This is a genomic window from Alkalibacillus filiformis, assembly GCF_030814115.1.
Classification (GTDB): Bacteria; Bacillota; Bacilli; order Bacillales; family Alkalibacillaceae; genus Alkalibacillus; species Alkalibacillus filiformis.
In genome coordinates this window covers 202,597-215,916 of sequence record NZ_JAUSUP010000001.1, presented here as the reverse complement: position 1 = coordinate 215,916, position 13,320 = coordinate 202,597, and the positions used below count along the sequence as shown (strand labels likewise).

At 37.5% G+C, this 13,320-nt stretch carries 15 protein-coding genes; 4 read left to right on the top strand and 11 right to left on the bottom strand.

Annotated features, from left to right (window positions below):
* Positions 1 to 150 precede the first annotated feature (150 nt).
* Positions 151 to 354 (top strand): YlaI family protein, encoded by a 204-nt coding sequence (locus tag J2R98_RS01290; RefSeq protein ID WP_307065340.1) that lies wholly within the window; start codon positions 151 to 153, stop codon positions 352 to 354.
* Between the two features lie 48 nt (positions 355 to 402).
* Here the strand turns inward: J2R98_RS01290 and J2R98_RS01285 are convergent, their stop codons facing one another.
* Positions 403 to 744, bottom strand: a complete 342-nt coding sequence (locus J2R98_RS01285) for a YlaH-like family protein (RefSeq protein WP_307065338.1) — start codon at positions 742 to 744, stop codon at positions 403 to 405.
* Positions 745 to 871: 127 nt separating this feature from the next.
* Here J2R98_RS01285 and J2R98_RS01280 point away from each other — a divergent pair, with 127 nt between their 5' ends.
* Positions 872 to 1,057 (top strand): DUF5325 family protein, encoded by a 186-nt coding sequence (locus J2R98_RS01280; RefSeq protein ID WP_017186022.1) that lies wholly within the window; start codon positions 872 to 874, stop codon positions 1,055 to 1,057.
* A gap of 37 nt (positions 1,058 to 1,094) precedes the next feature.
* On the opposite strand, the gene J2R98_RS01275 is transcribed toward J2R98_RS01280, so the two are convergent.
* Positions 1,095 to 1,895, bottom strand: coding sequence for an inositol monophosphatase family protein (locus J2R98_RS01275; protein WP_307065336.1), 801 nt, complete (start codon positions 1,893 to 1,895; stop codon positions 1,095 to 1,097).
* Positions 1,896 to 2,052: 157 nt separating this feature from the next.
* Here J2R98_RS01275 and J2R98_RS01270 point away from each other — a divergent pair, with 157 nt between their 5' ends.
* Positions 2,053 to 2,691 (top strand): YktB family protein, encoded by a 639-nt coding sequence (locus tag J2R98_RS01270; RefSeq protein WP_307065334.1) that lies wholly within the window; start codon positions 2,053 to 2,055, stop codon positions 2,689 to 2,691.
* Between the two features lie 38 nt (positions 2,692 to 2,729).
* Here the strand turns inward: J2R98_RS01270 and J2R98_RS01265 are convergent, their stop codons facing one another.
* The 4 genes from J2R98_RS01265 to J2R98_RS01250 form a co-directional block, all read right to left on the bottom strand.
* On the bottom strand, positions 2,730 to 3,002 hold the full coding sequence (locus tag J2R98_RS01265) for a UPF0223 family protein (RefSeq protein WP_307065332.1): 273 nt from the start codon (positions 3,000 to 3,002) through the stop codon (positions 2,730 to 2,732).
* A gap of 12 nt (positions 3,003 to 3,014) precedes the next feature.
* Entirely contained in the window at positions 3,015 to 3,977 is a 963-nt protein-coding gene (locus J2R98_RS01260) for an NAD(P)H-dependent flavin oxidoreductase (RefSeq protein WP_307065329.1), read from the bottom strand.
* A gap of 136 nt (positions 3,978 to 4,113) precedes the next feature.
* Positions 4,114 to 4,224: a GapA-binding peptide SR1P gene (locus J2R98_RS01255; RefSeq protein WP_307065327.1), complete on the bottom strand. Its 111-nt coding sequence runs from the start codon at positions 4,222 to 4,224 to the stop codon at positions 4,114 to 4,116.
* Between the two features lie 170 nt (positions 4,225 to 4,394).
* On the bottom strand, positions 4,395 to 5,291 hold the full coding sequence (locus J2R98_RS01250) for a polysaccharide deacetylase family protein (protein WP_307065324.1): 897 nt from the start codon (positions 5,289 to 5,291) through the stop codon (positions 4,395 to 4,397).
* A gap of 180 nt (positions 5,292 to 5,471) precedes the next feature.
* Between J2R98_RS01250 and J2R98_RS01245 the strand changes: the two genes are divergently transcribed.
* Positions 5,472 to 7,013, top strand: a complete 1,542-nt coding sequence (locus J2R98_RS01245; RefSeq protein ID WP_307065322.1) for a glycine betaine uptake BCCT transporter — start codon at positions 5,472 to 5,474, stop codon at positions 7,011 to 7,013.
* 278 nt (positions 7,014 to 7,291) lie between these two features.
* Here J2R98_RS01245 and lpdA read toward each other — a convergent pair whose 3' ends face one another.
* The 5 genes from lpdA to J2R98_RS01220 all read right to left on the bottom strand — a co-directional run bounded on the left by lpdA (position 7,292) and on the right by J2R98_RS01220 (position 13,202).
* The gene (lpdA, locus tag J2R98_RS01240) at positions 7,292 to 8,701 is read right to left on the bottom strand and encodes a dihydrolipoyl dehydrogenase (RefSeq protein WP_307065320.1); all 1,410 of its coding nucleotides are present in this window, start codon (positions 8,699 to 8,701) and stop codon (positions 7,292 to 7,294) included.
* A gap of 5 nt (positions 8,702 to 8,706) precedes the next feature.
* Positions 8,707 to 10,020: a dihydrolipoamide acetyltransferase family protein gene (locus J2R98_RS01235; RefSeq protein WP_307065318.1), complete on the bottom strand. Its 1,314-nt coding sequence runs from the start codon at positions 10,018 to 10,020 to the stop codon at positions 8,707 to 8,709.
* Positions 10,021 to 10,047: 27 nt separating this feature from the next.
* Complete coding sequence (locus J2R98_RS01230; RefSeq protein ID WP_307065316.1) at positions 10,048 to 11,025, bottom strand: alpha-ketoacid dehydrogenase subunit beta; 978 nt, start codon at positions 11,023 to 11,025, stop codon at positions 10,048 to 10,050.
* Positions 11,026 to 11,028: 3 nt separating this feature from the next.
* A complete protein-coding gene (gene pdhA, locus J2R98_RS01225; RefSeq protein ID WP_307066885.1) occupies positions 11,029 to 12,072 on the bottom strand; it encodes a pyruvate dehydrogenase (acetyl-transferring) E1 component subunit alpha in 1,044 nt (347 codons plus the stop codon).
* 473 nt (positions 12,073 to 12,545) lie between these two features.
* A complete protein-coding gene (locus J2R98_RS01220) occupies positions 12,546 to 13,202 on the bottom strand; it encodes a YkyA family protein (RefSeq protein WP_307065314.1) in 657 nt (218 codons plus the stop codon).
* Between the last annotated feature and the right edge of the window lie 118 nt (positions 13,203 to 13,320).

Below are 13,320 nucleotides of genomic sequence, written 5' to 3'. Positions count from 1 at the left end.
CCTCCTCGTAATAACCAATAGTTTTTGCTTACTTATCAATGTCATTCCCGTTTTGTTCAGTTTAAAACATATAACCTCTTTCCCATATAAACTTAAAACATGTTACAATGTCAGAAAACAGTATACGTTATAAAAAAAGAGGTGAAACTATTGCGCGCAAAATGTATTTTATGTGACCGTGTAGACAAAATCGAATCTTATTCGCTACTAGCTAAACAATTACGCAAAAAGCGCAAGTTGTCTTATTTATGCGACGAATGTTCTAAGCGCATTTCAGATAAAACCCATGAACGTAAACAGAGTAACAACTTTAACTTATATGAAGAAGAACAAACTGAGGATTACATTAGATAGAAAGGCTGCCCTCATACAGGCATAGTATGAGGACAGCCTTTTAATTTATTAACTACTAGCTTCTTGTTCTTTTCTCTCTCGGTGTAGTCTGAATCGATAAATCCCTAATACTAATGAAATGATGATTAATACTTCAACAATGGGTAATGAGAAAATCGCAAACAATATTAATAAGAAACAACCAATAACAAGCAGTATGTAAACCATTAACGACTTAAGTACTGGCAACTGCTTAGCAAACCCTAATTTATATGTGATGATTGCAAAAACAGCAATCGTTAAAAACAACAACCAAAAACCAGTTGTCCCACCTATATCTACGAGAAAATATTTTTCAATAGGTGCAAAACTAAAATGCTGTTCAGCCGCTTGTACTGACTCTGTATCCATATCCTTCCTCCTCTATAACTACGCTCCTTTATCATCATACTAAAATGAAAAAATTAACGCCATATATAAAATGAATGTTTTCAAATTTTGTCACATCATGTACACTTAAAATGATGAGGTGAAGACAATGAAACATGAAATTAAAATGCTTTTATTAGCTATAGCTGTTGTAGCATGTTTTATCGCTTCAGCTATTGTTATTAGTTATCGTAGCTATGAACTATTCGCTCTATTCCTCTTCGCTGGATTCGCCTTAATGGGTGTAGGTTTTAAGTTTAAAAGTGATTACCAAAAGAAACACGAAGAAGAATAATGAATCAAGCGCTTCCTAATAAGGATCAGCGCTTTTTTTATTTCGTTTCAATGAAATCAAGAAGCTCATCGTGAATCGCTTTATTCGCACAAATGACTGTATTTCCAGTTAACATGTTAACATCTGTACCATCCACACGCGTCGTAATGCCACCAACTTCATTAACGATAATCATTCCAGCTGCAATATCCCACGGTGCTAAACGCATCGTAATATATGCATCGATAATTCCTTCAGCAATAAAAGCAAACTCTAACGCCGCAGAACCATAAGACCGGGTTCCTTTAACCTTCCTAACAAGGTCATGAATTTTTTCTTCATTCAGTTTACGATTAGGAATTGCCCAAGAGTTGTTAAGACCAATTAGGGCATCTTCTAAATGTTTCTCAGGATCAATTGGGTTTAAACGTTTGCCATTTTTATAAGCACCTTCTCCTCTAACTCCTTCATATAAAACATCATCCATCACGTCATAAATTAAACCAACTTCACCTATACCATCAAAATAAATACCGATTGAAATGGCAAAAAACCGCTCCTGGTGGACAAAGTTCATCGTGCCATCAATTGGGTCAATAATCCAAACAACTCCATTTAAAGATTGAACTTCATCCCCCATCCCTTCTTCGCCTAGTACTTGGTGGTCAGGATATTGGGAAAGAATCTGATCAATAAAAAATTGCTCAGTTTTTTGATCAACTTCTGTCACTAAGTCTTTGCGGTCCTGTTTAGTATCAACTTCATATGGCTTTTTCATATGACTTTTAATTAAATCACCAGCTTCTCTAATCCACTGTTTTGCATTTGCCTTAATTTCTTCTACTGATTGTTGACTCATATTGTAAGTAACCCCTTTTCTCTGATTACAAATGTGTTTTACGAATTATAATAATGGTACTCAAACGCACTATGTGTCTCATTAAGTATTAAACGTCGATTTATGTTAGAATATGTTTAAAGTAATAATAAAAACAATTTAATAAAGGAGCGATTTTATGACGACTTTCCGAGGATTTGAACAAGCTGACTTCGATGTATTTACAATTGATGGATTAGATGAACGTATGACTGAACTTAAAAGTCGTGTATCGCCGAAATTACAAACTATCGCTGAAACGATCGAACCAACAGTATCTTCATTAGCTGGTGATGAAATGTTTGTCCACGTTGCCAAACATGCTCGCCGTAAAACAAACCCACCGAATGATACTTGGGCAGCGTTAGCAAGCAATAAGCGCGGCTATAAAAAGTTACCACATTTTCAAATTGGTATGTGGGAATCACATGTCTTTGTTTGGTTTGCTGTCATTTATGAAAGCCCAATAAAAGGCGACTTTGCAAGACAATTAAAAAACAATAAGCAAGATGTATTAAATAATATTCCAGATCATTTCGTTTGGTCTAAAGATCACATGAAGCCTGATACTATATCACATGTTGATATGAAGAACGGACAATTTGATGAACTTGTCGATCGACTCGAAAACGTCAAAAAAGCCGAGATCCTTTGTGGTCAAACATTTGACCGTCATGATGAACGACTACAAGATGGTGACACGTTTATTAAAGCTTGCGAAGAAACAATGGAAACGGTAATGAGTCTTTATAACTTAACAAAACAAGTTCAAAATTAATGTGTCAAAACCCCAAAAGAGCTACTTTTGGGGTCTTTTTATTTCATCGTGACGTTTTCACTCTGTTCAGCTTCTTGTGCTTTTTTGACCACTTTATAAGGTGTATAGCCTGAATGTTTTTCGAACTCTTTAAACATCGTTTTTTCCTCATCTTTAGCTGGAACAATTTTCTTAAATTTACTATAATGGTCTAACACTTTCTCTTTTTCTACTTCACCTTCGTAAGCTTCTTCAACCGTATTGAAAAATTGCACGACATCCATGACTTGCTCTGTCGACCATTCAGGATCAATTGGATAATGATAATTCATTTGCTCACCTCTCTAGCTGTTTTTCCACTTTTCTTGTACTTTGTTAACTTCATCCTCGATTTGAGTGAAGAGTTGTTGAACAGTCGGAACTTCTTGAATTCGCATAGCAACTTGACCTGCCCAACCAAACCCTTCAGACTCGACTCCGTCATAAATATAACGTTTATTAGCATTCCCACTAATATAATCTTTCAATCCTTCATAACCCACTTCTTGTGCTTCTAATTTTAATATTTGATTGGTCCATTCGTTTTTGATTGCTCGAGCTGGTTGACCTAGTGATTTTTTAATTAAAACTGTAGATTGCTCATCGGCGTTTAATAATGCTTGTTTATACTGTTCATGAGCATGGACACATTCTTTCGTTGCAATAAACCGTGTCCCCATTTCTATACCTTCCGCCCCTAATGCTAAAGCTGCCATTAACCCACGTCCATCACTTATACCTCCTGATGCTATTACAGGTACATCAACAGCATCAACTACTTCAGGCGTCAAGACAAATGTTCCAATGTCATCACGACCTAAATGGCCTCCACCTTCATGTCCGACAACCATCACCGCATCAGCACCAAGCTCAGCTGCTTTAATTGCTTGTCGTTTTGCAGCAACTAATACCAATGTTTTTATACCTGTCCCTTTCACTAGGTCCAAAACTGGTTTAGGATTACCGCCAGTAATTGATATAACAGGGACGTTTTCATCAATAGCGATTTGTACTCGCTCTTCAAAAGAACTGTACCCTTGACCGATTGCAAAGTTAACGCCATAAGCTCGGTCAGTCATTTGTTTTACTTTATGTATTTCTTCTCTTAATGCTTCATCACTCGGCAAACTCATTGCTGTAATTTGACCAAGTCCACCAGCATTCGAGACAGCAGCGGCCAAATCAGCATATGCTAAATGAGCCAAACCACCTTGTATAATAGGCCAATCAATACTTAACATTTCTGTAACTTTAGTTCGTATTGCCACCAATTACCACTCCCTTGCTAAGTAGTATAGCATTTTTTAAATAGGCACACCAATAAAGTAAAAAAGAAAAAGGCACATGATTGAACATGTACCTTAATGCGCACCAAACATTTTTTGTAAGCGGTTGCAATGTTATTTATTTTTTATCCTTTTTGCAAGAACAATGGCTACTATATAATACCGTTACCTTTTCATAATCGAAATGATCAATCACACGCTGGCAGCTTGAGCATACAATCGTACCCATTCAAATTCCCCTTTCAGACAGTGATATAACAATTAAGTTATTAATAGTATATTATGTCATACTAATTATTGCAATAGGTTATATAAATTAATTATTTGTATCATACTATTTATTAACTGTCATATAGTAGTACATTATAGATATAAAAAAAGAGCGGATTACTCCACTCTTTACTCGTCTGCAGGTGTCAAGATTAAATTAGGATCCAACATTTCGTAACCTTGGTCACGTAGTCCTTCAACAATTTCTTCTAAAGCTTCATTTGTCCATTCACGATCGTGCATTAACAAATTCGCACCATCTCTTAATAGTGAGTTAGGAACATCGATCTCAGGCGCTTTACCTGTAATCATCGCTTCAGCCAGTTTTTCTGTTTCCATATAAGGCTCAAAATAATCATAGCCGTACGTCCAATTCATTAAGAGCATACCTTCACCTTCAACTAAATCACGTGCAAAATCAGTGTTAGCCCCATGCGGTGCTCTAAAGAACTTAGGCTTCTCACCTATAACTTCTTCAATCATATCACTTAAACTAATAATTTCTTCACGTTGCTCTTCTTCAGAAATGTTTTGCAAGTTTTGATGACTATATGTGTGGTTTCCAATTGCAAAACCCATCTCGTGAATTTGTCTTACTATTTCCTGATCTTCTTCACTTTCCATAAAAATACCGTTAACGAAAAAAATCGCTGGAGCATCAAGTGCCTTTAATGTTTCTGCCATTTCTAAAGCCTGACCATCTGGCGCATCATCAATCGTTAGTAAGACAACACTTGGGTTAGCATCATCTATTGGGGAAAAAGCCCAACTCTCTGTCATCTCATATTGAGGCTCTTGGTCTTCTTCAATTTCTTCAACTTCCTCTTCTACCTCATCATTTTCTTCTTGTTCATCTTCTTCAGAGTCTTCTTCTCGTACCTCTTCTTCTTTTCCATTTTCTTTTTCTTCTTCCTCTTGTTCTTCAACAGGTTCTTCTTCGTGTTCGTTTGTTTGTTCTATTTCATCACTACATGCTGCTAACATAACAAACATTCCGAGCAGTGCAATAAAAATAACCTTCCTCATGTCTAGTCCCCCTCTGTATGTATAAACCCATTATATAACACTACATTAAGAAATAAATATAAATTTTGTCGATTTTAATCTAAAAAAATTTCCATGAATTTAAAGTTAACCATGGACAAAACTAAAAACAAATTAGTATGACTTGTGTGCATCTTAAGATGAACAGAAAGGTTGATCATGATGAGAGAATCGGTAACTAAAGTGTTTTATATATCCCTTGCGATTGCTATTTTATTTATTATTTGGGGTGTTATACCTGAAGAGACGTGGCCGAATTGGAACCTTAACGAAGTGACTACTAACATTCAAGGGTTTTTAGTTTCGAAGTTTGGGTGGTTTTACTTACTATCCGCTACGGCCTTTCTCATATTTGCTGCATTTTTAGTTGTATCAAAATATGGGAATATCGTTTTAGGTAAAGACGGAGATGAGCCTGAATATAATTACTTAACTTGGTTCGGAATGCTTTTTAGCGCAGGTATGGGGATTGGTTTAGTATTCTGGGGAGCTGCAGAACCTATTTCACATTTTAACGCTCCACCTTATGACGTAGCAGATCAAAGCGAAGCAGGACGAGTTGCAATGCGTTATAGTTTCTTCCATTGGGGATTACATCCATGGGGAATCTATGCTATCTTAGCCCTTGCTTTAGCGTATTTTCAGTTTAGAAAAGATTATCCAGGCCTAATTAGCAGTACTTTAAAACCATTGTTCGGAAATAAAATGGATAACACTTATGGAACTATTGTCAATACAATTGCAGTTTTCGCAACAATTTTTGGTGTAGCTACATCGTTAGGTTTAGGAGCGCAACAAATAAGTAGTGGTTTAGGTTTCGTTAACGAAAACCTCGAAAATACCGTTTACCTACAATTAATTATTATCGCTGTAGTTACTGTTTTATTTATGCTTTCAGCATTAACAGGATTAAATAGAGGGATTAAATATTTAAGTACGACAAATATCATTTTAATGTTTGTATTACTTTTATTCATGCTCTTTGCAGGACCAACAAACTTTATTATGAACTACTTCACAACAACGCTCGGAAGTTACGTACAAAATTTACCTTCAATGAGTTTTAGAACAACACCATTTAGTCCTGATGATACACAATGGTTAGAAGGCTGGACTATTTTCTATTGGGCTTGGTGGATTGCTTGGGCACCGTTTGTAGGTATGTTCATTGCCCGAGTTTCTAGAGGGCGTACAGTTCGCGAGTTTGTAATTGGTGTTTTACTTGTCCCGACAATTTTTGGTGCTTTATGGTTTTCAGCATTTGGTGGATCAGCAATTTCTTTAGAATATCATCATGACATGAACATTCAATCAGTCGTTGAAGAAGTAGGTGAAGAAGGAGCATTATTTACTGTTTTAGAAAATTATCCTTTTTCTCTCATCACAACACTTTTAACAATCTTATTAATTAGTACATTCTTTATCACGTCTGCTGACTCAGCCACATTTGTATTAGGGATGCAAACGACAGGTGGAAGTCTAAATCCGAACTTAAGAGTAAAACTCTCTTGGGGTGTTGTACAATCAGCAACTGCTGCTGTGTTATTATGGCAAGGTGGTTTAGGTGCATTACAGACAGCATCGATTATAGCTGCATTCCCATTTGCCTTCGTGCTCATATTAATCATCTTCTCACTCGTGAAAGCATTTAGAGAAGAAGCACGTAATTATCCATTAAGACGAAAGAAACGTGAAGAGTCATAAAATGAACAGGCTGTCTTAGTTTGGGACAGCCTGTTTATATAAGGAATCGTTTTTTGTATCAGCTTTCATGGAGTTTGATCAGCACTCGTGACTTTTTATCAGCGCTATTGAGATTTTATCAGCGCTCATGAAATTTTATCAGCGCTCACAACTTTTTATCAGCGCTCATGAAATTTTATCAGCGTTCACAACTTTTTATCAGCGTTCACACTGATACTGACCTTCCATTTCAACATGAAAATACCCCTTGGCATAAAAGCCAAGGGATATTTTGTTCGTTATTTTGCGATGTGGATCGGCATACCAATTGCAACTTCTGCTGCTTCCATCACTGTTTCACCTAGAGTTGGGTGAGCATGGATCGTTAGAGCTAAGTCTTCAGCTGTCATGCCAGCTTCAACTGCTAAGCCTAACTCAGAGATTAAGTCACTTGCATTTGGTCCTGCTACTTGAGCACCGATTACTAAACCATCAGATTTACGTGTTACAAGCTTCACGAACCCATCTGAATCGTTAAGTGATAGCGCACGGCCGTTTGCACCGAATGGGAATTTAGAAGCTTCTGCTTCAAATCCTGCTTCTTTTGCACTATCTTCTGTATGACCAACGCTAGCTAATTCAGGGTCACTGAATACGACTGCTGGAATACCTAAGTAGTCAATTTCAGATTTTTCACCGCTAATAGCTTCAGCAGCGATTTTACCTTCATAAGAAGCTTTGTGTGCAAGTGGTGGTCCTTCAACAATATCACCAATTGCATAAACGTTATCTAAGTTTGTACGGCATTGCTTATCGATCTTAATTAGACCTTGATCATCTAACTCAACGCCGATTTCCTCTAAACCAATTTCATCAGTGTTCGGGCGACGTCCAACTGTAACTAGTAGATAGTCCGCTTCTACAGTTTTCTCTTCACCTTTAAGCTCATACGTAACTTTAACACCGTTATCTGTCTCTTCTACACCTTGTGCCATTGCGTTCGTTACAACGTCAACACCTTTTTTCTTAAGGCGCTTTTTCACAAGTTGTGTCATTTGTTTTTCAAAACCGCCTAGAATGTCTTTTTCACCTTCTAGAATGGTTACTTCAGTACCGAAGCTAGCATATGCTCCGCCAAGCTCTGTACCGATGTAACCACCTCCGATTACAACCATTTTCTCTGGGATATCATCAAGTTCTAGAGCACCTGTTGAATCTAAAACGCGATCAGAGTAAGGGAACGGCTTTAATTCAACTGGACGTGAACCAGTCGCAACGATCACGTCTTTGAACTTGTATGTTTGTGACTGTTTATCGTCCATAATTTTAGCTGTGTTTTGGTCTACGAAGTAAACTTCACCTTTTACGATGTCGACTTTGTTCGCTTTTAATAAGCCTTCAACACCGCCAGTTAGCTTATCAACAACTTGACCTTTCCACTCTTGAACTTTTGAAAAGTCAACAGATACGTTTTCTGCCACAATACCCATATCATCTGAGCCACTAGCGTGTTCGTAACGGTGACCTGCAGAGATGAGTGCCTTAGAAGGAACACAACCTACGTTTAAGCAAACGCCTCCTAAGTTACCTTTATCAACAATTGTTACGTTTTGCCCCATTTGTGCAGCACGAATCGCTGCAACATATCCACCAGGGCCTGCTCCTACTACGAGTGTGTCTACCTCTACCGGGAAATCTCCTACTACCATAAAATCTACGCCTCCATCATAATTAATTGTGGATCATGTAATAAACGTTTTACATGGTTCATAGCATGCTGCGCTGTTGCACCATCAATGATACGATGGTCGAAGCTTAATGAAATAGCTAATACTGGAGCTGCTACTACTTCTCCATCACGCACAACTGGTTCTTCACTAATACGACCGATGCCTAAAATCGCTACTTCAGGATGGTTAATAACTGGTGTGAACCACTTACCTCCAGCTGAACCAATATTAGTGATTGAACTTGATGCACCTTTCATTTCTTCTGAAGATAGTTTACCATCACGAGCTTTCGTTGCCAAATCGTTTACATCACTTGAGATTTGGAATACTGATTTACGATCAGCATCTTTAACGACTGGTACTAATAAGCCTTTATCTGTATCAGCAGCAATACCAATGTTGTAGTAATGCTTCTGAATTAACTCTTCAGTATCATCATCAAAAGATGTGTTTAATACTGGGTATTTCTTCAGTGTTGATACTAATGCCTTCACAACATATGGTAAGTAAGTTAGCTTAATATCTTGCTCAGCAGCAACTTCTTTAAACTTCTTACGGTGATTAACAAGTTCTGTTACATCAACTTCATCCATTAATGTTACGTGTGGCGCTGTATGCTTAGAATTAACCATTGCTTTAGCGATTGCTTTGCGGACACCGCTAATCTTTTCACGCGTTTCTGGATATTGACCTTCTAATACAGGCTCTTGTTTTGTCTCATTAGAAGCTTCAGTCGTTTGCTCTTCAGCTTGATCTTTCGCTTCAGTCGGAGCTTCCACTTGTTGATCTCCACTTAAGAATGTATCTACATCTTCTTTTAGGATACGGCCGTTCTTACCTGAACCTGATACTTGACGAATGTCTACATCATTTTCACGAGCATATTTACGAACAGATGGCATTGCAATAACACGTTGATTTTCATCTACGTCTGATTCATTGCCACCGACTTTTTCGTCAGAGTCCGTTTTAGCCTCTTGTTTATCCTCTTTCGGTTCTTCTTTAGGCTCTTCTTTTGCTTCTGACTGTTCTGCATCATCAGAACCTTCATCTTCATAACCTTCAGCATCAATCGTTACAATTGTGTCACCTACAGTCGCAACTTCACCTTCATCTACTCGTACATCTTTAACTGTACCTTCAACTGGTGAAGGAATTTCGACAACTGCTTTATCATTTTGAACTTCACACAATACATCGTCTTCTTGAATTTCATCACCAGGTTTAATAAACCATTTGGCGATTTCACCTTCATGTATACCTTCACCGATATCCGGTAGCTTAAATTCAAAGGCCACGATTATACCCTCCTATTCTAATATTCATTAAAAGTTAATCGATTGTTTCGCTTTCTCAACAATATCTTTATGGTTTGGTAACCATACTTCTTCTGCTTCTGAGAATGGATAAACTGTATCTGGTGCCGTTACACGTAGAACTGGTGCTTCTAAGTGTAAAATCGCACGCTCTTGAATCTCTGAAACAATGCTAGCTGCAATACCTGCTTGCTTCTGAGCTTCTTGAATGACGACAGCACGATTTGTTTTCTCTACTGATTCAATAATAGTATCGATATCAACTGGAGCTACTGTACGTAAATCAATAACTTCTGCTTCGATTCCTTCTTCTTTTAGTTCATCAGCTGCTTTTAATGCTGCATGTACCATTGCGCCGTAAGCAACGAATGTAATGTCACTACCTTCACGCTTAACGTTCGCTTTACCTAAGTCGATTGTGTACTCTTCTTCAGGTACTTCTTCACGGAATGAACGGTAAAGCTTCATATGTTCTAAGAAAATTACTGGATCATTATCACGAATAGACTGAATTAATAAACCTTTTGCATCGTAAGGGTTTGAAGGAATAACGACTTTAAGACCCGGCTGTTGTGCCATTAAACCTTCTAAACTATCTGCGTGTAGTTCTGGAGTGTGTACACCACCACCAAATGGTGAGCGGATTGTCATCGGTGCATGCCAACGACCGCCAGAACGATAACGCATACGTGCAGCTTGGCCACTTACCGCATCCATCGCCTCAAATACGAAGCCGAAGAACTGAATCTCAGGTACAGGGCGTAAACCTTGAGTTGACATACCAACTGCTAGACCGATAATACCTGACTCAGCTAATGGCGTGTCAAATACGCGCTCTTCCCCGAATTCTTCTTGTAAACCTTCAGTTGCACGGAACACACCGCCGTTTTGGCCAACGTCTTCACCGAACACAAGGACGTTTTCGTCATTTTTTAATTCCGTGTGAAGGGCATTAGTAATTGCTTGAATCATCGTCATTTGTGCCATGGTTTACTTCGACTCCTTTTCTTTATATTCTTCCATCTGCTCTTCTAAGTTTTGTGGAAGTTCGTCGTACATAATTGACATTAAGTCTGTAACTTTTTGCTTATCTTGCTTATCAGCTTTTTTGATCGCTTCTTTAATCTCTTCTTTAGTTGTTTCTACAATTTCGTTTTCTTTCTCCTCTGACCATAGATCTTTTCCTTCTAGGTACTTACGGAAACGCACAAGTGGGTCGCGTTTCTCCCATTTATCATCCATATCATCAGTACGGTAACGTGTTGGGTCGTCACCAGCCATTGTATGTGGGCCGTAACGATAAGTCATCGTTTCAATTAACGTTGGACCTTCACCATTAACAGCACGGTCACGCGCCTCTTTTACAATTTTGTAAACGGCTAGAACGTCCATACCATCAACTAGATATCCAGGTACACCAGCTGCAGCTGCTTTTTGTGCAATTGTGTTAGCTGCTGATTGCTTTTCAACTGGAACTGAAATAGCAAACTGATTATTTTGTACAACGAAAATCGCTGGAGCTTTATACGCACCTGCAAAGTTAATACCTTCATAGAAGTCACCTTGTGATGCACCACCATCACCAGTATACGTTAACGCTACATTCTTTTTACCATTATGTTTAAATCCGTAAGCAACTCCAGCTGCTTGAGTAATTTGTGCACCAATAATAATTTGTGGGCTTACTGCATTTACATCTTCAGGCATTTGGTTACCGTGGTAATGACCACGAGAAAATAAAAATGCTTGATATAACGGTAAACCATGGAAAATTAATTGTGGGACATCACGGTACGCTGGTAGTAAGAAGTCTTCTTTCTCCATAGCAAAATGACTTCCTAACTGTGATGCCTCCTGCCCAGCTGTTGGAGCATAGAAACCTAGACGACCTTGACGGTTTAACGCAATCGAACGTTGGTCCAACACTCGTGTATAAACCATACGACGCATTAATTCGACTAGATCATCATCAGATAAATCAGGTACATTGTCTTCGTCAACAACTTGACCGTCTTCATCTAAAATTTGAATCATTTCAAACTTTTCTTCGATACCTTCAAGTGGATTTTTAAAACTCACTCTAGTCACCTCTTCCTTCCTTTTTTAAAAATTTGACTTACTATAAGTTTGCCAATTCTTAGAGTACTAATCCTACCTTTTATATATGTACCCATTAATAATTAGCCTTAATCAAAATTAGCTGTTACATTGATCAACGCAAAGTCATTAGTACAATGCTTACCTACAATGTAGTTTATCTTAAAGCTACTTCTTTAGTCAAACACTTTTGTTTCAATAGGGTTTGCTAACTTTTTTATTAAAATCTATTAACCCAATATAGTAATCTGTTATATTATATAAGCTTTTCTGTAATATAACAGATTAACGTGAAATTACATTATATTTCTGTTTCACAACCCCTATATAAAAGCGCATTCACAAAAGTTCTATTAATATAAAAAAGTGCATACTTTGTCTTAAAGTATGCACTGTATTACAACAACTTTTTATTCTACAAACTCAACTTCTAATTCAACCGCCTCATAAAAATCACGTTTTAGATCGTTAAACTCACTCGTTCGTTGGTTGAAAGTCTCTTGTGCTTCTGTAATTTCATCATAGCTATTGTTTACAAGATCCACTTGTTCATCTAATGTTTCACTTTCTAACTCTTCATCTAATAACATTTCGTAAAGCTCTTCGTCATAATCTAACGACTGCATATAAGCGTCATATAGACTAACAAAAGCTTCATAACGTTCATCCATCTTTTCAATCATGTCATTAGCTGCAGGTTGAGCCTCTTCATCCAAGTCTTCTACATACTGTTCGACTTGGTCGAATTCTACCTTAGCAGCATCAATACTATCCATTTCTTGTTCCATTAGTTGACGGCGTTCATCTAATAAATCTAAAGCCTCATTAACAGTACCTTCTATTTCATCCAACTCATCCATATTAACTTCAATCATTTCATTATAAAGTTCATATTCTTGTTGCTCAATTTCCACTAGCTCACTTTGTGCTTCATGAAACTCTTCTTCTAGTTCAACTGAAGTTTCAAGATGGTCGTAAATATTTTCCGCTGCTTGATTGCCACCATTACATGCAGCTAGAAAGACTAAACTTAATGCTAGAACGGCTGTTAATAATATCTTTTTCATCGTCTGATCCCTCTTTCTTAACCTCGTCTCTTATTCCGATACCTATTATACATCTTATCTAAACAAAAAATGAAGTATACTTTACATTTTTTGTTCGTTTTGTATAATCGGCACATTC

Coding starts and splice junctions, on each gene's coding strand:
- J2R98_RS01230 (WP_307065316.1), bottom strand. CDS start 11,025: ATGGCACAAATGACGATGATTCAAGCAATTACTAATGCCCTTCACACG.
- J2R98_RS01245 (WP_307065322.1), top strand. CDS start 5,472: ATGAGAGAATCGGTAACTAAAGTGTTTTATATATCCCTTGCGATTGCT.
- lpdA (WP_307065320.1), bottom strand. CDS start 8,701: ATGGTAGTAGGAGATTTCCCGGTAGAGGTAGACACACTCGTAGTAGGA.
- J2R98_RS01220 (WP_307065314.1), bottom strand. CDS start 13,202: ATGAAAAAGATATTATTAACAGCCGTTCTAGCATTAAGTTTAGTCTTT.
- J2R98_RS01285 (WP_307065338.1), bottom strand. CDS start 744: ATGGATACAGAGTCAGTACAAGCGGCTGAACAGCATTTTAGTTTTGCA.
- J2R98_RS01265 (WP_307065332.1), bottom strand. CDS start 3,002: ATGAATTATCATTATCCAATTGATCCTGAATGGTCGACAGAGCAAGTC.
- J2R98_RS01255 (WP_307065327.1), bottom strand. CDS start 4,224: ATGGGTACGATTGTATGCTCAAGCTGCCAGCGTGTGATTGATCATTTC.
- pdhA (WP_307066885.1), bottom strand. CDS start 12,072: ATGATTCAAATTTTAGATGAAGACGGTCAAGTTGTTGACGAAGACAAT.
- J2R98_RS01270 (WP_307065334.1), top strand. CDS start 2,053: ATGACGACTTTCCGAGGATTTGAACAAGCTGACTTCGATGTATTTACA.
- J2R98_RS01250 (WP_307065324.1), bottom strand. CDS start 5,291: ATGAGGAAGGTTATTTTTATTGCACTGCTCGGAATGTTTGTTATGTTA.
- J2R98_RS01280 (WP_017186022.1), top strand. CDS start 872: ATGAAACATGAAATTAAAATGCTTTTATTAGCTATAGCTGTTGTAGCA.
- J2R98_RS01275 (WP_307065336.1), bottom strand. CDS start 1,895: ATGAGTCAACAATCAGTAGAAGAAATTAAGGCAAATGCAAAACAGTGG.